This is a genomic window from Nocardiopsis sp. iso_40, from assembly GCF_056173285.1.
Window position 1 is genome coordinate 5,677,379 of sequence record NZ_CM149666.1, and the last position, 19,291, is coordinate 5,696,669.

The window sequence follows — 19,291 nt, forward strand, 5'->3', positions numbered from 1 at the left end:
TAGAAGAGAGCCCCGAGAGAAGGTACGGATGTGACAGAAGTGCAGTGGCAGAACGGAAACATATCGATCCGGAGACGCAACCGGTGAGTCGTTATTGGTTTCGTTTCCACTCCATCTCCACCTGGAGATTCCCCTCCACCGAAGACTTGGCGATGACCGCCCCGGCCTCGGCGGTGAGTTTCACGCCGAAGGTCACTTTGATCGTCTCGGGCTGCAGCGTGTTTCCGAGTTCGTCGAGCGTCACCGAAACCGCCTTGCGCACCGACGACAGTTTCGACGTCAGGGTCTCGGCGGCGTCGACGACGGAATCCCCGGCACCCACCTCGTAGGATCCCTCGCCACCGGGGTCGACCTCGACGATGACGGAGTCCTCCGAGTCAACCTTGAATCGCACCAGCCGCGCCACTTTATGCCCTCTTCCCTGAGACGGACCGGATGCGGACGACATGAACAACACCCCCGTGGGGATGTACAAGCCGGACCCGGCCTCTTCACAATACATAAGTGGGACGACGCCGACCCGAACATATTTCGAGGACCACGGGAAACAGGAGCATCAATGGTGGCACCGGAAGAATCGAGGCTGACTCGTGTGCAACGGTGAACTGGGAAGACGAGCCAGACGGGGGTACCGGTGAGGGGGCTCGGAAACGGTCTCGGCCAGTGGCGGAAGTCGAGTCACAGCAGCAACGAGAGCTCCTGTGTCGAGGCGGCGCTGCGGGCCCGGGACGAGGACGGCGAGGTCGGCGTCAGGGACTCCACCCATCCGGGGGGCACCGCCCTGGGGTTTCCCGCGTGCCAGTGGGCCGCCCTGCTCGGGCGGGTCCGCGCCCGGTGACCGACGGAGGGCGCGGTCCGGGTGATCCCCGGACCGCGCGACCGTCCGGCCGGACCGTGCCTAGACCAGGCTGACGTAGATGTCGGCGTCCCCGCGCACCTCGTCGTCCAGGGTGAGGGTGGCCGGGTGCTGGGGGCCCATGATGTCCCGATACCGCTCCCTGACGGCCTCGTACTCCTCGGCCACGTCCTCCCCCAGCCCCTTGCGGCTGAGCAGGAGGTTGCGCTCGGCCAGCAGGGTCAGCGGGTGGTCCGCGCCCAGCTTGGTCCGGCACATGGCCAGTGCCTGTTCGTCGACTTCCCTGGCGGTCCCCGTCTCCCCCAGCAGGAAGTGGTTGTTGGCCAGGTTAACGCGGCAGGCCAGGGTGTTCGGGTGGTCGTTGCCGAGGGCCGCCGACATCAGCTCCAGGGCGGAACCGTCCAGGGACAGCGCCTCCGTGGGCCGGTTGAGCCGACGCAGGATGACCGCCCGGTTGACGTTGGCGGCCGCCACGTACGGATGGTTCTCCCCCAGGAGCCGCGCGTAGGGAGCGGCTGCCTCCTCGGCCAGTTTGAGGGCCTCGTCGAAGCGGTCGATGGTCCGCAACGAGCGGGCGTGCACCATGGCGATGTAGAGGCTGCTGTTGCTGTTACGCCCCTGGAGCGCCACGATACGCTCCCAGGCGTGCCGGGACTGCTCGTAGGCCTCCTGGTGGTGGCCGGCCCGGCGCAGCATGACGGACCAGGCGGCGAGGTTGACGAAGAGTTCCATGTCGTCCTCGGCCCACACACCCTGTGCGCGCGCCAGCAGGTCCGACTGGACCCGCTCGGCCTCCTGGTAGCGCCCCTGCTCCATGAGGGCCTCGGCGTAGCCGTTGGCGGCGCCCAGGGTCCTGAGGTGCTCGTGCCCCAGGACGATCTCGAAACGGTCCAGCGCCTCGCGGTACCGCTGGGAGGCGCGCTCGGGGAAACCGGTGAGCTGCTCGTTGAAGGCCACGACCCGGGCCATCATCAGGGTCTGCGGGTCGTCCTCGCCGAACAGCCGGATCCGGCGGTCGAGGCTGGCCGTGGCCTCGACCAGCCCGTCGTGGAAGGCGCCCGCCAGCCACAGGTTGCGGATGTGCTCGCGCTCGGCCTCCAGGGTCTCGGGGTCGTCCTCCCCCATCACCTCGCGCATGGTCTCCAGGGTGGCCGAACACAGGTCCCGCGCCTGTGACAACCGCCCCAGGGCCTGGTGCGCCCGGGCGACCTGGAGCGCCATCGCGAGGGTGTCCGGGTGCTGTTCCCCGAGCGTCCGCCGCCAGGTGTCGTGGCTGACCTGGCACAGGTTGATGATCTCCTGGGCCTGCCCCCGGACCACACCGATCCAGCACAGGGTGATGATGACGCGGCGTACCCACGGGTCCTTGCAGTCCCAGGCTTCGGAGGCCCACACGTGCGGGAGCAGGTCGGCGTAGCGCGGGCTGCCCTCGGACACCCCGCTCCGGGGTCCGCTGCGGCCCAGCAGCTGGTGGGCGCAGTGCTGGAGCGCCACCCTCTCCTCGGGGCTCATCGGCGTCCGGACCGCCATCTGCACCAGCCGGTGCAGGGAGATGCTGTTCTGCTGGTGGTCGATGTGCGCGAGGCTGTTGCGGCCGATCGCCCGGATGGCGACGTTCAGCTTGGTGGGGTCCTCCAGCACCTCGACGAGTTCCGGCGGCCCGTCGATCCCCCGGGCGAACTCGAAGACGTACTTGGGGATGGGAGCCGCGGCCAGGAAGGAGCACAGCTGGAGCAGCCGCAGCGCTCCCGGGTTGGTCACCGCCAGCCGGTCCAGGGAGACGTTCCAGGCCGCCGCCACCGGGACCTGGTACCCCGGGTCCTCGGGTTCGAGGAGGCGCAGCATCTCCTCCTTCTTCCGGGCGAACTGCTCCAGGTACTCGGCGGCCGGCATCCCGCTCTCATGCAGCCAGACCGCCGCCTGGTTGAGTGCCAGGGGGAGGTCGCCCAGTTCCTCCGACAGCCGTTCGGCCTCCGCGTCGGTGAGCGACCGCGGTCCGCGCCGCCTCAGCAGCTGGATGCTCTCCTCCCGGTCGAACTCCCGGATCGACATGGAGCCGTAGCCCCCGGGAAGCTCCCAGCTTCCGTCCCGAGAAGTGATGATCACGTGCCCCTCGCCCCCGACAGGAAGAAACCTTTGCAGTTCTGCCCGGGACTGCGCGTTGTCATAGACCAGAAGCCATTTCCGGAAACGGTCGCCCCTGCGGAGTGCCTCCAGCACTTCGCTCACGACGTACTCGTTGTCCGCCCCCGTGCTGCCGATACCGAAGTTCGTGGCTATCTGCGCGAAGGAGTTGCGCACCTGGTTGATATGCCGGGACGGTATCCAACAGATCAGATCGTACTCGTCGGCGTTCCGGTAGAGGTATTCCTTGGCCATCTCGGTCTTACCGACGCCCGACATTCCGCGAAGAGCGGTGATGACCTGTTGCTGATCTCTGAGGAGCTGGTCCCGGAGCGAGGACAGCAGTACTTCCCGCCCTACGAAGGAGGCGTTGCGGTGGGGGACCTGGACCCATGTCGTGGCCCGCGACCGCCCTCCGGTCCCGGCCCGCCCGAGACGGTCGGTGGGCACCGAGGATGATGCGAGAGAATCTGTCATGTTTTCCCCACTAGACGGGATCTCGGGCTTTTCCGGACTTCCTCCCATGTTCCCCTGGGCCGGTCTGGGATACACCCTCACGAGAGCGTCCAAGGAATCCTCACGCGCAGACCCGGACGCCTGTGATTCTAGACCAAACCCGTGGAACGTCGTCCTCTTGGCCGTAGCGCGGGAAGGGGGGTGTTCAGGTTGTTGGCGACCATGGAAGCGGTCCGTGTGGAAATCGATGGATTCGTTGTGTCCTGCTACCACCGAGATGGATTCGAGAGCCGGAAAAACAGAATTCATCCAGTGGCGCGACATGTCGGTCCTGCGCGGGTTCTCAGGTCTGTGCCCGGCCAACAGCAGGGGCAGTTCCTCGAACCACGGGTCCACCTCGCGCAGCTGCTGGGCGGCCAGGCGCAGCATCCGGCGGATCTCCGGGACGCGTCCGCCCAGGAGCAGGAGTTCCCGCCGGACACCGTCGCGGAACTCCCACCACGCCTCCCCCTCCGCCCCCTCCGGACCCTCGTCCACCAGCCGGACCAGGCCGCTGAAGAACACCTCGGTGAGCTCCGAGGGGGAGGATCCGCCCAGGACGTCCTCACAGACGGCCTCCACCATGCGCGGATGGAGCGGGACGGCGGCCAGCGCGACCGCCAGCTCGAAGGCCTCGGGGCTGACGCTGTGCTGGAAGCGGCGCACCTCCTCGGCCCTGCTGGGCTCCGCGGGGCCGTTGGGGGCGGCGTCGTCCTCGTCCGGTTCGTCGGGGCGCTCCCTGGCCGGGAACTCCGCGGTGTGCACCCACAGCCGGGAGCGGCTCCGGAACATCACGAAGGAGGCCCAGTCGTGCAGGGCCCCGGGCCATAACGGCAGCACCGGGATGAGGACGCCGTACGGTGAGTCCTCCTCACCGACCTCGGTGATCGCGCGCTCGCGCAGGTAGCCGCTGTTCGGTGCGCCCGGTTCGGCCGGCCAGGACATCCGGATCTCGGTGGGAACGGTGCGGATCGTGCCGCGCCGCCACACCTGCGGCTGCAACAGGTGCAGGACCGCGACCGCGTTCCGGGTCCCGACCTCCGCGAGCCAGGTCTGGAACTCGCGGTCCCGCCAGGCGGCCCCGAGCCCGCCGGTCAGGACCAGGACGATCCGCGGTCCGGCCTCCTCCGGCCCCGGGAGCCGCCCCGGGTTCCCCCGGGGGTCCACCAGCCTGGGCTCTCCCGCCCGCTCGGAGTCGAAGCGCAGTTCACCCACCCGGCGGAAGACCCCGCTGTCCCGGAGCATCCGGGTGAGGGCCCGGGCCACGCCCTGCTGGAAGAGCATGGACACGCCGTCGTCCACGAGCACGGTCAGCCTTACCGCCCGCAGACGGCGGCGGCGCGTGGCGGGTGTGACGGGGACCCCGGCGGCCCGCCTCTCGCCCTCGTCCCACTGGAGGCTCTCCAGCAGGGCGCGGGCATAGTTGCGGGCGGTGCCCTCCGGGTCGACCAGGTTCTCGGGGCCCTGCGGGGTCCTGAGGTTGAAGGGGCTGAGGGCGGCGAGGAGGCGCTGCCGGTCCTCCAGCGCGGGCTGGGTGAAGGCGGGGTCCAGGCCGACGGGGGTCCGTGTGCTCTCCGGGCCCTGTGTCCGTCCTCCCGCCTCGGCGGCCTCCCCGGCGCCCACCGGGTCGGAGCCGGGCCCGGCTCCGGGTGCGGCGCCCCCGGGCGGACCGGCTGCTCCGGGGCCCGCCTCCGCCGGTCTCCGGCCCCCGCCGTCCGGGTCCCCGGTACCGACGGCACCACCGCCCGCGCGCGACGGCCGCAGCGGCCCGTCCTCCTCGGGGAGGGGTTCGGTGTCGGGGGCGTGGGTCCGGCTGGTGTACCGGGGAGGAGCCCCCTCCGTGCTCCGCTTCATCACGGCGGCGAGGTGCAGGGCGTCGGCCAGGTCGGTCGCGGACAGACCGAGCGCACCGAACGGGATGCCCGTTCGGTGCTCGTCCGCCCGGCCTCCCGGAGGCGCCGGGGAGCCCCTGCCGCTCATCCAGGGGCTTCCGTCAACCGGTGCCAGAGGAGTTCGGCCAGGTGGTCGATCTGTTCCCTGGTCGGCCCGGCTTCCTGCCGACCCGTCTCGGCGAGCAGGTAGACCGCGTTGAGTAGTTGGTCGAGGGCGAGCCGGTCGCCGTGCCTGCCCGCTTCGAGGAACCTGGTGACCAGGTCGCGGGTGCCGACAGGCAGGTTCCCGTCGAAGTGTCCGGCGACCGCGGCCAGCAGTTCGGACTCCTCCGGCATACCCATCCGAACCGGGATGCACCGCCGCAGGAAGGCCGGCGGCAGGTCCCGGTCGGTGTTGCAGGTCAGCACGATGATGGGGAAGGCCGAGCAGAGCACCTCACCGTTGTCGATCCCGACTCTGCGGCCCGGGTCGTCGGTGCCGGCCTCGATCCGCTCGGCCACGCTGGACAGGCGGGCCAGTTCGGGGATCCGGTAGCCGCCGTTCTCGAACAGGTCGAGGAGGTCACCGGACAGGTCGAAGTCACCGAGGTCGAAGTCGTCGACCAGGAGCACCCGCGGCAGTTTCCCCGGCAGGAAGGCGGTGCCCAGCGGCCCCAGGGCCAGGTAGCGCCCGATCGACTTCGCGCTGCTGCTCAGATGGGCCTCGGACTCCGCCCCGGACCGGGCCGCCTCGGGAGCGTACCGGCGGTCGCTGGCCCCCCACATCCTGTTGCGCGTGTTCTCCAGGTTGAGGTCGTGGATCTGGGTGAGCGGATCGTAGGTGTACAGGCCCTCGCCGACGCTGGAGCGGCTGGTCACCGACCAGCGCAACAACCTGCCGAGCCCCAGCTCCCGGGCGATCTGGTGGGCCAGGCTCGACTTGCCGACCCCTGGAGGGCCCACGAGCAGCAGCGGCCTCCTCAGGTGGATCGCGGCGTTCACCCTGTCCAGCAACGCCCGGCGCTCGGGGCCGAGCGGGACCGCGAACCCCAGGGTCCGGGCCGGGCCGAGGTAGCGCCCGCTGTCATCGTCGGGGGGCGGGGGCGTCGGGTCGGGTGTGCCGGCGTAGGTGCGCCAGGGGGGCGGAGGGGGGAGTTGGGCGGCCAGGTCGAGGTGGGCGCGCGGCTGGCCGGTCCCGTGGAAGATCCACCACGCCGGCACCTCCCGCGCGGAGTCCTGCGCCCCTGGTTCGGCTGGTGTGGTCATGCTGTGTCCCTCTCACCGCGCCCAACGGCGGCTAACGGATGCTGGCAGGGGAGATGCGGGGCAGGTGCGGGGGGAGCACCGGGAGGAGGTCGTGGTACATCATCGCGACCTCGTAACCGTCCTCGATACGGACACCGCCCTCGGGTGAGGCGGCCCCGACCCGTGATCCGAGAAGAGCCGCTGGTAGCCCGTGTACCTGGTCCGCCGTCAAGGTCACCTCCCGTCCCAGCCGTTCCGGATTCAGCCAGTCACAGATTGATCGTTCTCGCGTTCCGCGATGCCAAACGACAACGGGCACCCCAACACCGAGCGCATGGGAAACACGCATAAACGGTCGTTCCAACCCACCGGGAACAGAAAGGCAGATAATCTGGTCATTACCCAAACGTCTGTGGAGTAGTCTCTCATTCATGTCCCCCTCGTGGAAGAGGTCGAGCGCCAGCGCTTTCCTTTCCCGTTCGAGGGACTTCCACCGTTCACCCGCGAGCTCCTGGGCCTTCCTGGCCGCGCCCACCCGCCGGTCCACCACCTCCGCCGCCCGGTAGACCACCTCCGCCCTGGCACCGAGCGGCTGTCGCCCCACCGCCTCCTGGCTCTGCCAGAGCTCCGCCTCCAGATCGGCCATCAGGTCCAGGGAGGTGATCAGCTCGACCCGCAGCCCGGGATGGTTGGCCGAACGCGAGTCCGCGACGACGAGGTCGAGCAGGTCCCCCGCCCGCACGGCGATCTCGTCCGCGCCGACGTCCCGGTCCACCCAGCGTTCCAGGAAGTCCGGCGGCTCCCCCCTGCGCTGGCTAAGCACCGACCAGCTGTCCAGGTCGAACAGGTCGCGCCTGGAACCGGGGACGACCCACACCACCAGGCGGGCCGGGGTCGACACGGGCGGGGCGAGCGACATCAGTTCCCAGCGGGACGCGCTCCCCCAGTCCGCCAGCAGATCGGCGCAGGCCAGCTCGGGGTACCGGCGGGCCAGCAGTATGCACAGGAGCCGCATCGGCGACCGGCCGCCCACGGCGGTGAACTCGGCGAGGTTGACCAGGGCGTCCCACACGGTGACCGGAGGGGGCAGCGCCCCCCGGCCCCGGGCGGTCCCCCTGGCCAGTTCGTAGTCCTGGCGGACCTCCTCCTCGCAGCCGATCAGGGCCAGCTCCCCGCGTACGGCTTCGAGATCGGCGGCCGCGGTCCCCGGGAGCAGCGAGGCGAGCAGTTCGCCCTCCTCCCGCGCGGCGAAGGAACGCGCCCTGTCCGCGACGGCCACCGCCGGCCTGGCGCCGTCCTCCCTGCGGACCAGCCAGCGGCTGAGCTGGAGGAAGGCGAAGTGGTCCGCGCAGTAGTCGACGACCCCCTCCGCGAAGACGTCGGGAGGGCCGGTCTGCGCGTACCTGCGCGCCCTGGTCGGGAAGTACTTCAGGAAGCTCCGCTGCCGCACCTCCACCTGGACGCAGTCGACCTCGCACAGGGCCTCCACGAGTGCGTCCCGGTCCTCCGGGGACAGCTGGTGGCGGCCTCCGTCGAGGTCCTGGGAGCCGACGCTCATCCCCTACCCCCCAGCAGGGGGCCCGCGGCGGCCCAGACCTCCTCCATGCCGGCGCTGCCCTCCTCCCGCAGGTCGAGCTGGTCCAGGACCGCGCGCAGGATCCGGTAGTCCTCGTGGGCCCGCCGGACCAACTCCTCCGCGTAGTGGCGGGGCGCGAGGCCGGAGGCGATCCGGTTGCGCAGGCGGCGGTCGAGGGCCCGGTGGAAGGGGGCGCGCGCCTCGGGGGCGTCGACGGTCTCCAGGTCGGCCACGGCCAGCGCCAGCCGGTGAACCAGCTCGGCGCGGTCGGCCGGCGCCGCAGCCGGCCCCCCGGCGGGGAGTGCGGGCGCGGCCCACGGGGGCCGTCCGGGATCCTCGGCCTCCTCCCACACGGGAGGGACCGCCGCCAGGGGGATCAGCCAGCCGGCCCGCCCGTCGGCGGCAGCCTCGCAGACCAGGCCCAGAAGGTCCCCGCTCTCCTCCTCGACGACCCCTCCCCCGCTGAAGCCCCGCAGGAGCTGGAAGGCGCTCGCGGGTTCGACGTCGAACTGGACGTACTCGCGCCGTGAGCCCCCGGCGCCCCGCAGGCGGGCGCTGACCCACCGCCCGTACCGGGCGTGCGGGAAGCCCGCGACGCTGACCCCCAGCCCGCCGCAACCGGTCCTCCCCGCGCGCGCCAGGCGTGCGGGGAGGACCTCCGGGGCGGGTTCGAGGCGTAGGACGGCCACGTCCCAGGGCGCCCCGTCCTTCCACCACCAGCCGCCCTCGACCACGGTTCCGGACAGGGCCGACCCGTCCTGACCGGGGCGCTGGAGGTACACGGTGCTACCGGGCCCGGCGGCGGACCCTCCTGCGGCGAGCACGGTGTTGCGGACCACGTGCGCGCAGGTGACCGCGTGGCTCGGGGAGACCACGACCGCAGCCCCGCGCAGGTTCCGGCCGTCCCCGTCGACAATCCTCAACTGCCAGTCTGTGGACACAGTGCTCCCGTTCGGCGGACGGGGGCCGGAACACGGGGGGACGGTCCCGGTAAAACACAGCCCCACTGTCAACTCGACTGTTCGTTTCACCCGCATTCTACCGTTCACCCCCGAAAAACAGACTGGCCGGAACCCCCTTCCTGCACCCAGTACAGAAAGCCGCTTCGACACGAGGGCGGCGGCCAGGAATTCACTTTTTGATCAACAAAGATCCCGAAAGCAACAACAGAAACAACAGCACCACAGAAATCACGAACGGCCGCCCACCGTCACCGGTGGGCGGCCGTTCCGGCGCATCGGGGCCGCCTCAGGCGGAGGGCACGGTCTCCGCACCCTCGTTTCGCCCGCGGGCGCGGCCCCAGGGCAGCAGGCTGTCGACCGAGTAGCGGCCGCCGGAGAGACCGAGGGCCAGCGCCGCCGCGCCCAGGACCAGGGGCAGCTCGAAGCCGCCGACCAGGGGGTCGCCGACGTGGGCGAAGAAGTACGCGGAGCCCATCATGAGGGCGAGGAGCAGGCCCGCGACGGGCAGGGCGAAGCCGACGAGGAGGGCCGCGCCGGCCCCCACCTCGACGGCCGCGCCGAGGAGGGCGGCGAACTGCGGGAGGGGGACGCCCATCGCCTCGAAGCCCTGGGCGGTGCCGCCGGGGTCCGTCATCTTGGGCAGCCCGTGGGCGATGAAGACGATCCCGAGGACGATCCTGGCCAGCAGGGCCGCGGCGTCGCCGAGCCTGGATCTGAGCGTTGCGGTCATGGTGGTTCCTGTTCTGTGAGCGGGTATCCCGGAACCGGTGGGCCCCAACGCGTGACTATGACACTTGAGACCACAACCTTTTCCTGGAAAAGAGATACTAGTACGCATCCGGCCGAACACATAGCGTGGGCGGGGACGGGTTGGAAACGTCACGCGGCCGCCCTGGTCAGGGCGGAGAACAGAACACGGTTCAGTCCTGGGACCGGACCCCGTCCGGGTCGGGGTACCTGGGCGCCTCGCCCTGGGGGTCGAGCGCGGACAGCATCGACTCGGAGATCTCCCGCAACTGACCCACCTGCTCGGGGCTGAGCGTGTCGAACAGGACCCGCCGCACCTCGTGCACGTGGCCCGGGGCCGCGGCCTCCAGGGCCTTCATCCCCTCGGGCGTGATCTCGACGATCGTGGTGCGCCGGTCACCCGGCCTCTTGAACCGGCGGATCATCCCCTCGCCCTCCAACCGCGCGGCCGCGTGCGAGAGTCTGCTCGGGGAGGAGCGCAACAGCCGGGCCAGCCGGGTCATCGTCAGCTCCCGGCCCGGGGCCTCGGAGAGCATCGCCAGGATCTGGTAGTACGCGTGCGGCAGCCCGGAGTCGTGCCTGAGCTGGCGGTCCAGTGCACCGTTGAGCAGGTTGACGGCGGTCAGGAAGGCACGCCAAGTCTGCTGCTCGCCGTCGTCGAGCCAGCGCGTCTCGCCCATCTGACCTGTGCCCCCAGAAATACTTGAGCGTTCAATTGTGTTGTTGCCGCACACGGAACCGAATCCCCGCACCCGGAGGCCGACATGGCGACACGCATGCCCACGCTGTACCTGAGCCACGGAGCCCCACCGCTGGCCGACGACCCCGTGTGGACCCGCCAGCTCGCCGACTGGTCTGGTGGCCTCGACCGCCCGACGGCGATCCTGGTCGTCTCCGCGCACTGGGAGGACGCACCGCTCACCGTCGGCGCCACTGCGGACGGCACCCCGCTGACCTACGACTTCTGGGGTTTCCCGCAACGCTACTACGACGTGGCCTATACCGCCCCGGGAGCTCCCGCGCTCGCCGAACGCGTCCGCGAGCTCGCCACTGGTCCAGGCGGGAGCATCCATCAGGACCCCGCCCGGGGGCTCGACCACGGCGCCTACGTCCCCCTCCGGGAGATGTACCCGGAGGCCGACGTCCCGGTGCTCCAGGTGTCCATGCCGACCCTCGACCCGGCCGGACTCCTCGAACTCGGCCGAAGGCTCGCCCCGCTGCGCGAGGAGGGCGTCCTCATCATGGGCAGCGGGTTCACCACCCACAACCTGCGGGAGATGTCCCGGCAGGCCCACGGCGAGGCCCCCTCCTGGTCGGTCGAGTTCGACGACTGGACCCGCCGGGCCGTACTCGACCACGACGTCGACACACTGCTGGACTTCGCGCACAAGGCGCCGGCGGCCGCACTGGCCCACCCGCGCAGCGACCACTTCGCCCCGCTGTTCGTCGCCCTCGGAGCGGGGCTGGACGGCCACCGGAGCTCCACCTCAACGGTGGACGGCTTCTGGCACGGCCTGGCCAAACGGTCCTTCCAGTTCGACTGAGGGGCTACCGGAGCGTCCTCGGGGTCTGCAAAACTCCCGTGCATGACAGGCACACGCAACCCTGCCGACGCGAGGACCGTGGAGGATCTGCTCCGGATCGACGGGCGGATCAAGTACCTGCACTTCTGGGGGCACCAGCCACCGCCCGAGGGGGTGTCGGCGAGCTGTTTGTCCCAGTGGTGGCCGGCCGACTTCACCGTCGACGGAACCACCTACCCCACCGCCGAACACTTCATGATGGCCGGGAAGGCACGGCTGTTCGGCGACACCGGGGCCGCCGAACGGATCGTGGCGGCGGGCCACCCCCGGGACGCCAAGGTGATCGGCCGCGAGGTCCGCGGGTTCGACCAACAGGTCTGGGAGCGGGAGCGCTTCGAGATCGTCGTCCGCGGCAACGTCGCCAAGTTCGACCAGAACCGGGACCTGCGCGCCTTCCTGCTCGGCACCGGCCGGCGGGTGCTGGTCGAGGCCAGCCCCCGCGACCGGGTGTGGGGGATCGGAATGGGCAGGGAGAACGAGAACGCCGAGCAGCCCCGTTTCTGGCGCGGACGCAACCTGCTCGGCTTCGCCCTGATGGAGGCCAGAGCCCGGCTCGCCGCACAGGACGCGGAGTCAGTGGAGACCGCATAGCGGCCTCACCGGCAGCACCGGGACGGAACGGGACCCGGACGGAGCACGCTCCGGCCGGGTTCCGCCCGGCCCCGCGTACACAGCCGTTCTCCCCGATTTCACTTCGGATTCTCACGTTCACCCTCCGTGTCCGCACCGGCGGGAGTAGAGTCCCAACACGCGGACAGCACGGTGCCCCGGCACCCGCGCCTGTTTCCCGCACTCGGCCTCAGGCACTCCACGCCACCGAACCCGCGGCCCGACCCCGAGGTCCCGCCGCGCCCGGGAGACAGACCTTCCAGCTTCGTCGAACGCGCGTGTTCCGGACTCCACCGTCCTCGCTTTCCAGGACGACACTCAGGGGATTCCCATGGCCTACTACCGCATCCAGTTGAACGACGGCTCCTCCCGCACCCTCCAGGCGGTGCGGATGCGAACCGACGCGCGCAGCCTCTACCTGGAGGAGCGCGCGGCGGGCGACTGGCGCGAAGTGTTCAGCAACCCGATCGACGGCGTCGAACGCGTCCAGCGCCGCTTCACCGAGAACGACGGCACCTGGACCTGGCTCCAGGAGCGGCTGCCCGCCCCGGTCGGCGGGGTCCGCGCCTGGTGAGGGCGGTCGGCGCGGAGCACAGCGGCCCCGCGCCGACCGGAGGACCGTGCCCGGTGCCGCCCGGTCACCAGGGCAGGACGCCGTAGCTCTCCGGATCGTCCTCGGCCGCCAGATGGCCCCACAGGACACCGCTGGGCCCGTCGTCGGGCAGGGTCGCCAGGTGCAGGCTCACCCGGGCGCCCTGCTCGGCGGTGCGGTCTCCCGGGCCCTCATGCTCTCCGCGGACGAGCGCGCGTACCTGTTCCGGGCCGCCGGGGAGGAGCCGCAACCGGTCCGGGGCCCCGACCGGCGGGTGTCGCGTGCGATCCGCCACCTCCTGGACAGCCTCACCGCCACCCCCGCCTACGTGTTGGACGCCAAGTACGACGTGCTCGCCTGGAACACGCTGGCCGCCCACTTCATCGGGGACATGTCCGCGGTCGAGGACTCCGAGCGCAACATCATCACGCGGATGTTCCGCCTCCCCGACGACGATCCGCGCGTGACCGGACGGGCCGACACCGAGTGCATGGAGCGCCACTCGGTGGCGGATCTGCGCGCCGCCTACGCCCGCTACCCCGGTGATCCCGGCATCGGCCGGATGGTGACAACGCTCCTGGGCTCCTCTCCCCGGTTCGCGCGGCCGTGGGAGGAGCGCGACGTCCAGGAGCGCCGCGGGTTCCACAAGCGGGTGGAGCACCCGCTCGTCGGTCCGCTGGAGTTCGGGTGCCAGGTGCTGCACGTACCCGAGAGCGACCAGCGGGTGATGCTGTACTGCGCCGAACCCGGCTCCCCCAGCGAGGAGGGCATGCGCCGACTGGCCGCAGACCACGCCCCGCCCGGGGCCGGCGACTTCCCCGGCGGTGCCCACAACGCCCGGCTGACCCGCCCGTAGGCCGGAGCTGCTGCTGGGGCACACCCGGGTCACCTGCGACGAACCGCTGTGCGGTCTTCCCTCGGCATAACGGCCCTGCCGCCCGGCCGCCGTGCCGTCCATGCCCGGCGGCGTCGGCGGACCGTGCGCATCTCGGTAGCGTGAACGGTGTCCCGGGCAGGGAGTCGGCGGCCACCGGGCCGGGGCACCGCCCCCGGTACGAGACCGCCCCCGGTACGAGGAAGTGGAGAGCAGGAATGAGTGAGACGCCCCCCGCGAGGACCGGCTCCCCCGGGGGGCGGCCCCCCGAACGCGCCCCGCGCAGACGGGTGAACCGGCGCGAGCAGATCCTGCGCACCGCGGCCGACGCGTTCGCGGCCCAGGGCTTCAACAACACCTCGCTGGCCGACATCGCCGCGATGCTCGGCATCACCCCGGCGGGCGTCCTGCACCATTTCGGCTCCAAGACCGACCTGCTCACCGCGGTGCTGGAGCTGCGTGACAGCAACGACCCCGCGCCCTCGGGCAGCGGCATGCTCGACCACCTGGTCACCACCGCCGAACGCAACGCCGAGCGTCCGGGAACCACGCAGTTGTACGCCGTGCTCTCAGCCGAGAGCGCCACCGCCGGGCACCCCGCACAGGAGTGGTTCCGCGAGCGCTACACGGTGCTGCGGCAGGAGGTCGAGGAGGCGGTCCTGGACCGGATCGGCCCCGAGCACCGGGAGGCGGCCAGCGCCCCGGGGCCGAGCGGCCACTCCCCCGCCCGGTCCGCGGCCTCGGCGGTCCTGGCCACCATGGACGGCCTCCAGGTGCAGTGGTTGCTGGATCCGGAGGCCGTGGACATGGCCGCCGTCACCGCTCTGGTCGTGGACGCCGTCGTGGCCGGGCTGAAGAGCCCGCCCGCCGCGGAGGACGCCTCCGGGGGCGCCGGGTCCTAGGGACCACCGGGCCCGGGTACGCGGAAGGGGCGCCGCGGTGCTCGCGCACCGTGACGCCCCTCGGGTCCGTCGGCCTCCGGGCCCGCCGTCAGCCGTGTGTCACAGGTCCTCGCCGTGCACGGAGCCGGGCGTGCCGTCGGTGGTCATCTGCGGCTCGCCGGTCTCGCTGCCCTCGAGCCACTCGTCCCAGGACTTCTGCCAGTAACCCCAGCCGTTGTCGAACTCGAACTCGCGGTCGGTTCCGGTGGTGTCCAGGATGTCGCCCATCAGGGTGTTCTCGAAGAACCACCTGGCGTCGTCCATCCGCAGGTTGGTGCAGCCGTTGGAGGTGTTGGCCGAACCGATGTTGGTGTTGTAGGACGCCTCGTGCACGAACTCGCCGCTGTTGGAGGTGCGCACCGCGTACTGCACGTCCACCAGGTAGGAGCCCGGGTCGTCCTCGGGGATGCCCACGGTCGCGGAGTCCATGGTCAGCTGCTCGTAGCGCTCCATCAGGACGTGCGTACCGGTGCTGGTGGTGTCGAAGCGGCGGTTGGCCGCGCCGTTGCTCACCTCGATGACGCGTTCCTGCTCACCGTCGACCTCGATGACCATCTCGTGGTCGGGCACGTGCATGGTCGCGATGAGCTCACGGCCGATCTCGAAGTCGATCTGGTAGTTGGTCACGCCGTAGACGCCCTCGGACGCCTCGACGCCGGCCAGGTTCAGGTTGACGGTGACGTTCTGGTACGGCTCCCAGTACTCCTCCGGCCGGAACACCGCCATCTGGTCGGTGATCCAGTTCCAGGCGCCGGCGGTCTCCTGTTCGGCGACGACGTTCATGGAGTTCTCGACCTGCGCCTTGTTGGTGACGGGCAGGTCGAAGTTGATCACCACGGGCATACCGACGCCGACGGTGTCACCGGAGCTGGGGAAGTTGGAGACGAGTTCGAGGCGCTGGCCGGGGACCGCGTCGAGGGTGGTGAACTCGGTGGTGAACTCGGTCTCCTCACCGGCCTCGTTCTCGGCGGTCGCGGTCACGACGACCTCCGCGCCGGGGCGCAGGTTCCAGTCGCTGATCCACTCACTGCCGTCCTCGTTGAGGGTGCCGGTCATGGCGTAGAGGTCGCCGTCGTCGCCCTCGCCCTCTCCCCCTGCAGCGGCCTCGGTGACCACGGTCTGGTCGACCTGGACGTCGGTGATGGATCCGTGCTCGGCGCTGACCCGGATGGGGGTGTTCGGGGCGATCTCCTCGCCGCCGGTCTCCGGTGTGATGCTCAGTTCGGCCGCTTCCGCTTCCGTCCCGGCGGGGTCAGCACTGCTCTGCGTCTCGGCGTCACCGGACGTACAGGCCGTGGCGACGAGCGCGAGCGCCACCAGCCCGATACCGAACCGACGCGTCACCGCCGAGTGGGTCTTGCCCGTCACGTCTGGACCTCCATAGATGAAACTCGAACCCGTCTTACCCTGCCACCGGTTGGACGCTGGCATACGGGAAAAGGTTCTGAACTTCCGCGCATCGGTACGGAGCGGTTATCTGGGGCGCAACCGCCGTGCCCGGAACCGCCGAGGATACACCTCGGGGGTACGCACCCGATCCACCAGGGGACGGATTTCCGGACGCCCGAAAGTCCGGTGCTTGCCCTGCCATCATGCCTGACATAGAATCTTGTTCAGTTGATCAGGTTTCATGCGGAGAAAAAGCTGTTCATTTGCTCAGGTTTCAACGGGCGAGGAGACGTGACATGGCGTGGATCTGGCTGGCCGGGGCGATCGCCCTGGAGGTGCTCGCCACCACCTCCCTGAAGTTCTCCGAGGGCTTCACCAGGCTCCTGCCCTCGGTGTTCGTCGTCGCCGGTTACGCCGGGGCCTTCTTCATGCTCTCCCAGGCCCTCGTCCGGGGCATGCCGCTCGGAGTGGCATACGGGGTGTGGGCAGCGATCGGGATCGCACTGCTCGCCGCCATCGGCGCCCTCTTCCTCGGGGAGTCCCTGACCTGGGTCCAGGTGGGCGGCATCGCTCTGGTCATCGCCGGGGTCATGGCCCTGGAGACGGGTGGTCAGCACTGACCGGTGACGGCCGTCCGGCAGGATGGGGCAGCGTGAGCAGCATCCGGCCGGGCGAGGCCCCGGAGAACATCAGCGACGGCCGTCGGCGCAAGGGCGAGCAGCGGCGGCGACTACTCCTGGACGCCACCATGCGCGTCATCGAAAGGGACGGGGTCACCGCCGTCAGCCAGCGCCGGGTGGCCGCCGAGGCAAAGGTCCCGCCCAGTACGGTCACCTACTACTACGCGACCGTCGACGACCTCCTCGTCGACGCCCTCACCAGAGTCAACGATGCCTACGTCGCCCTCGTCGACGCCCTGCCCGAGGACCCGGACGAGGCGCTGCGCGGCTTCGCCGCCCTCATCGCGGAGGGGGCGGTGGCCGACCGGGCACACGCCCTGGCCGAGATGGAACTGTTCCTCATCTCGGCCCGACGGCCCTCACTGCGCTCGCAGACCGAACGCTGGTCCGCCGCCGTGGACGCCTTCCTCACGCCCTACCTCCCCGACCCCGCCGCCCGGGCCGGGGTCGCCGCGGCCTCGGACGGCTACTTCCTGCGCTGCTGCACCATGGACCCGCCGCCCAGCGCCGAAGAGGTCCACCGGGCCCTGCGCCGCCTCATCGACCGCGAGCGCCCCACCCGCTGACCTCCCCGGTCCGGACCGGGTCACCGACGCGGGCGGTCCCCGCCGTCCCGGACCATGTCCACCAGCAGGCGCAGCACGAACATCGCCGTGGTCGCCAGCAGCAGCCAGGCCAGCAGGTTGAGCGCCTGGGTGTGGGTGGGCAGGTCGGGCCAGGCCACCCCGGTCCGTTCCGTGACGTTGAACAGCCCCACCGACATGAACCCGGTGACCACCGCCAGCACGGTCATGACCGCGCGCCGCACCACCGAGCGCAGAAGCCTTCTGTCCTCGGGGTGGGCGAACATCCGGACCTGCACGGTGAAACGGCCCTTGTGCAGTTGGTCGGTGATCCGGTCCAGTCGGCGCGGCAGGCGACGCAGCGTGGGCAGCAGGGCGATCAACTCCGCCGAGGCCATCTCCCTCAGGTTGCCGCTGCCCAGCTGTTCGGACATCCGCGCCCCGGCGTACCGTTTGGCCTCGGCCACCGTGTCGAACCCGGGCGAGAGGTGCACCAGGGTCCCCTCCAGGGTGGCCAGTGCCCGGAAGACCGCCGCCAGCTCGGCGGGCAGGACCAGCCCGAACCGGGTGACCAGCATCAGCAGCTCGGTGAACATCCGCATGCTGGCCGTGGTGCCGCTGTGCAGGTAGCGCGCCATGAACTGGCCGAGCGACCGGCGCAGCCGCTCGGCGTCGATCTCCCCCGGGTCGTCGACCACGTCGAGCAGGGTGTCGGTGAGCAGGACCGCGTCACCCCGGTCGATGGCCAGCAGCATCATCTGCAGGGCCTCCCGGGTGTGGGCGTCCAGCCGGCCCACCGACCCGTAGTCCAACAACCCCACGCCGCCCCCGTCGAGCAGCAGGATGTTGCCCGGGTGGGGGTCGGCGTGGAAGATTCCGCTGGACAGCACCTGTTCGAGCAGGCAGTCCAGGAGGGTCCGGGCGACCTGCTCCCCCTCCTCCGCGGACAGCCCGTGCCCGCTCACCTGGGTTCCGTACAGGCGCTCCATGACCAGGACGCGACGGCTGGTGTAGGCCTCGTACACCTGGGGGATGCGCACCTGCGAACCGCTGGCCGCGTCGGCGACGGCGGCGATGTTGGCCGCCTCCACCTTGAAGTCCAGCTCCTCCAGCAGCGCCTCGGCGAACCCCTCCGCCAGTTCGAGCACCCCGATCGCGGGCCCCCAGTCGGTGTGCTCCTCGAAGCGCCTGGCGAGCCTGCGGATGATGTCGAGGTCGCGCCGGACCACCGGGGCGATCCCGGGCCGCTGCACCTTGACCACGACCTCCTCCCCGCCGTGCAGGCGGGCCAGGTGGGCCTGGGCGATGGAGGCGGCGGCCAGGGGCTCGGGGCCGAACTCGGCGAAGACCTCGCCCGCCCCACGGCCCAGTTCGCCCTCCACGCAGTCGCGGATCCGTTCGTAGGGGACCCGTGCCACCTCGCTGTGCAGGCGTCCCAGCTCCTCCACGAACACCGGCGGCAGCAGGTCGCGACGGGTGGCCAGCACCTGCCCGAGCTTCACGAACACCACCCCGGCCTCCTCCATGGAGCGGACCAGGGAGCGGGCCAGGCGGCGTTGGGCCGACGTGTCCTCCACCCCCTCCCGACGGCCGACGACGTAGCCGCCCAGCCCGTGCCGGGCCAGGATCCACAGGATCCGCCGGTAGCGGCCCAACCGGCCGAACCAGCCCCTGGCCTCACGGACCACGGCGACCGGCCGGAACCGGGTGCCCCGAGGCAGGAGCAGTTCCAGGGCGACGAAGGCGAGCATCGCGCCCACCGCCATGGCGAAGAGCATGAGCGCCATGAACCCCGGTTGGTCCATCTCGGCCGTGTCGGCGGAGTTGAGCGCGTCGAAGGTGCCGTAGTAGGCCAGGACCGCGCCCACCGCCCCAGTCGGGGCCCCGAACAGCGCCGCCAGCGCCAGCCTCGGCAGGTTGAACGGCACGTCCATGAGCCGGCTGGCGAGTTTGCCCAGCCCCAACAGGACCAGGATCAGCACGACCAGTGACAGGACCTGGCCGAGGACCATGCCGAACACCGAGGTGAGGGTCAGCGTTTCCATGAACATCCTTCTGGGACCGCCCCCCGAGCAGGCGGGGAGCGGAGGGGCGACGGAGGGCGCGGGAGGACAGGAACAACAGTGCCAGCTCCGGGCCGTGGACGACAGCCGTCACCCACAGCCTGTGGACAGACCTCGGCCG

Annotated in this window: 17 protein-coding genes; 8 read left to right on the plus strand and 9 right to left on the minus strand. The window is 70.7% G+C overall.

From position 1 onward, the window contains the following. Window positions 1-91: 91 nt before the first annotated feature. The gene (locus AC0VYD_RS24850) at window positions 92-406 is read right to left on the minus strand and encodes a CU044_2847 family protein (RefSeq protein ID WP_475477732.1); all 315 of its coding nucleotides are present in this window, start codon (window positions 404-406) and stop codon (window positions 92-94) included. 228 nt (window positions 407-634) lie between these two features. Here AC0VYD_RS24850 and AC0VYD_RS24855 point away from each other — a divergent pair, with 228 nt between their 5' ends. After that, complete coding sequence (locus AC0VYD_RS24855; protein ID WP_475477733.1) at window positions 635-838, plus strand: DUF397 domain-containing protein; 204 nt, start codon at window positions 635-637, stop codon at window positions 836-838. Window positions 839-898: 60 nt separating this feature from the next. On the opposite strand, the gene fxsT is transcribed toward AC0VYD_RS24855, so the two are convergent. The 6 genes from fxsT to AC0VYD_RS24885 all read right to left on the minus strand — a co-directional run bounded on the left by fxsT (window position 899) and on the right by AC0VYD_RS24885 (window position 10,556). After that, on the minus strand, window positions 899-5,455 hold the full coding sequence (fxsT, locus tag AC0VYD_RS24860) for an FxSxx-COOH system tetratricopeptide repeat protein (RefSeq protein ID WP_475477734.1): 4,557 nt from the start codon (window positions 5,453-5,455) through the stop codon (window positions 899-901). Next, the gene (locus AC0VYD_RS24865) at window positions 5,452-6,612 is read right to left on the minus strand and encodes an AAA family ATPase (RefSeq protein WP_475477735.1); all 1,161 of its coding nucleotides are present in this window, start codon (window positions 6,610-6,612) and stop codon (window positions 5,452-5,454) included. Before AC0VYD_RS24865 ends, fxsT begins: the two co-directional genes overlap by 4 nt. 31 nt (window positions 6,613-6,643) lie before the next feature. Beyond that, window positions 6,644-8,149 (minus strand): hypothetical protein, encoded by a 1,506-nt coding sequence (locus tag AC0VYD_RS24870; protein WP_475477736.1) that lies wholly within the window; start codon window positions 8,147-8,149, stop codon window positions 6,644-6,646. Continuing rightward, window positions 8,146-9,090, minus strand: coding sequence for a trypsin-like peptidase domain-containing protein (locus AC0VYD_RS24875; RefSeq protein ID WP_475477737.1), 945 nt, complete (start codon window positions 9,088-9,090; stop codon window positions 8,146-8,148). The genes AC0VYD_RS24870 and AC0VYD_RS24875 overlap by 4 nt, the downstream gene beginning before the upstream one ends. A 325-nt stretch (window positions 9,091-9,415) precedes the next feature. Then, window positions 9,416-9,859: a DoxX family protein gene (locus AC0VYD_RS24880; RefSeq protein WP_475477738.1), complete on the minus strand. Its 444-nt coding sequence runs from the start codon at window positions 9,857-9,859 to the stop codon at window positions 9,416-9,418. Window positions 9,860-10,049: 190 nt separating this feature from the next. After that, window positions 10,050-10,556, minus strand: coding sequence for a MarR family winged helix-turn-helix transcriptional regulator (locus AC0VYD_RS24885; protein ID WP_475477739.1), 507 nt, complete (start codon window positions 10,554-10,556; stop codon window positions 10,050-10,052). 84 nt (window positions 10,557-10,640) lie between these two features. Here AC0VYD_RS24885 and AC0VYD_RS24890 point away from each other — a divergent pair, with 84 nt between their 5' ends. From AC0VYD_RS24890 to AC0VYD_RS24910, 5 genes are all read left to right on the plus strand, one after another. Further along, on the plus strand, window positions 10,641-11,420 hold the full coding sequence (locus AC0VYD_RS24890; protein ID WP_475477740.1) for a dioxygenase family protein: 780 nt from the start codon (window positions 10,641-10,643) through the stop codon (window positions 11,418-11,420). 42 nt (window positions 11,421-11,462) lie between these two features. Next, complete coding sequence (locus AC0VYD_RS24895; RefSeq protein WP_475477741.1) at window positions 11,463-12,050, plus strand: NADAR family protein; 588 nt, start codon at window positions 11,463-11,465, stop codon at window positions 12,048-12,050. Window positions 12,051-12,399: 349 nt separating this feature from the next. Beyond that, entirely contained in the window at window positions 12,400-12,642 is a 243-nt protein-coding gene (locus AC0VYD_RS24900; protein WP_475477742.1) for a hypothetical protein, read from the plus strand. 160 nt (window positions 12,643-12,802) lie between these two features. After that, complete coding sequence (locus tag AC0VYD_RS24905) at window positions 12,803-13,516, plus strand: MmyB family transcriptional regulator (RefSeq protein ID WP_475477743.1); 714 nt, start codon at window positions 12,803-12,805, stop codon at window positions 13,514-13,516. 236 nt (window positions 13,517-13,752) lie between these two features. Next, entirely contained in the window at window positions 13,753-14,436 is a 684-nt protein-coding gene (locus tag AC0VYD_RS24910) for a TetR/AcrR family transcriptional regulator (protein WP_475477744.1), read from the plus strand. A 99-nt stretch (window positions 14,437-14,535) separates the two neighbouring features. Here AC0VYD_RS24910 and AC0VYD_RS24915 read toward each other — a convergent pair whose 3' ends face one another. After that, window positions 14,536-15,843, minus strand: coding sequence for a L,D-transpeptidase (locus AC0VYD_RS24915; protein WP_475477745.1), 1,308 nt, complete (start codon window positions 15,841-15,843; stop codon window positions 14,536-14,538). Between the two features lie 317 nt (window positions 15,844-16,160). On the opposite strand from AC0VYD_RS24915, the gene AC0VYD_RS24920 reads away from it, so the two are divergent. Both AC0VYD_RS24920 and AC0VYD_RS24925 read left to right on the plus strand, forming a co-directional pair. Beyond that, window positions 16,161-16,484, plus strand: coding sequence for a DMT family transporter (locus tag AC0VYD_RS24920; RefSeq protein WP_475477746.1), 324 nt, complete (start codon window positions 16,161-16,163; stop codon window positions 16,482-16,484). A gap of 128 nt (window positions 16,485-16,612) precedes the next feature. Beyond that, window positions 16,613-17,110, plus strand: a complete 498-nt coding sequence (locus AC0VYD_RS24925; RefSeq protein WP_475480365.1) for a TetR/AcrR family transcriptional regulator — start codon at window positions 16,613-16,615, stop codon at window positions 17,108-17,110. A gap of 20 nt (window positions 17,111-17,130) precedes the next feature. On the opposite strand, the gene AC0VYD_RS24930 is transcribed toward AC0VYD_RS24925, so the two are convergent. Beyond that, window positions 17,131-19,152, minus strand: coding sequence for an ABC1 kinase family protein (locus AC0VYD_RS24930; RefSeq protein ID WP_475477747.1), 2,022 nt, complete (start codon window positions 19,150-19,152; stop codon window positions 17,131-17,133). Window positions 19,153-19,291 lie beyond the last annotated feature (139 nt).

What these genes read in the sequence shown, in the direction of transcription:
- AC0VYD_RS24880 (WP_475477738.1), bottom strand. Translation starts at nt 9,859, where the DNA reads ATGACCGCAACGCTCAGATCCAGGCTCGGCGACGCCGCGGCCCTGCTG.
- fxsT (WP_475477734.1), bottom strand. Translation starts at nt 5,455, where the DNA reads ATGAGCGGCAGGGGCTCCCCGGCGCCTCCGGGAGGCCGGGCGGACGAG.
- AC0VYD_RS24900 (WP_475477742.1), top strand. Translation starts at nt 12,400, where the DNA reads ATGGCCTACTACCGCATCCAGTTGAACGACGGCTCCTCCCGCACCCTC.
- AC0VYD_RS24920 (WP_475477746.1), top strand. Translation starts at nt 16,161, where the DNA reads ATGGCGTGGATCTGGCTGGCCGGGGCGATCGCCCTGGAGGTGCTCGCC.
- AC0VYD_RS24925 (WP_475480365.1), top strand. Translation starts at nt 16,613, where the DNA reads ATGCGCGTCATCGAAAGGGACGGGGTCACCGCCGTCAGCCAGCGCCGG.
- AC0VYD_RS24865 (WP_475477735.1), bottom strand. Translation starts at nt 6,612, where the DNA reads ATGACCACACCAGCCGAACCAGGGGCGCAGGACTCCGCGCGGGAGGTG.
- AC0VYD_RS24895 (WP_475477741.1), top strand. Translation starts at nt 11,463, where the DNA reads ATGACAGGCACACGCAACCCTGCCGACGCGAGGACCGTGGAGGATCTG.
- AC0VYD_RS24885 (WP_475477739.1), bottom strand. Translation starts at nt 10,556, where the DNA reads ATGGGCGAGACGCGCTGGCTCGACGACGGCGAGCAGCAGACTTGGCGT.
- AC0VYD_RS24890 (WP_475477740.1), top strand. Translation starts at nt 10,641, where the DNA reads ATGGCGACACGCATGCCCACGCTGTACCTGAGCCACGGAGCCCCACCG.
- AC0VYD_RS24910 (WP_475477744.1), top strand. Translation starts at nt 13,753, where the DNA reads ATGAGTGAGACGCCCCCCGCGAGGACCGGCTCCCCCGGGGGGCGGCCC.
- AC0VYD_RS24930 (WP_475477747.1), bottom strand. Translation starts at nt 19,152, where the DNA reads ATGGAAACGCTGACCCTCACCTCGGTGTTCGGCATGGTCCTCGGCCAG.
- AC0VYD_RS24870 (WP_475477736.1), bottom strand. Translation starts at nt 8,149, where the DNA reads ATGAGCGTCGGCTCCCAGGACCTCGACGGAGGCCGCCACCAGCTGTCC.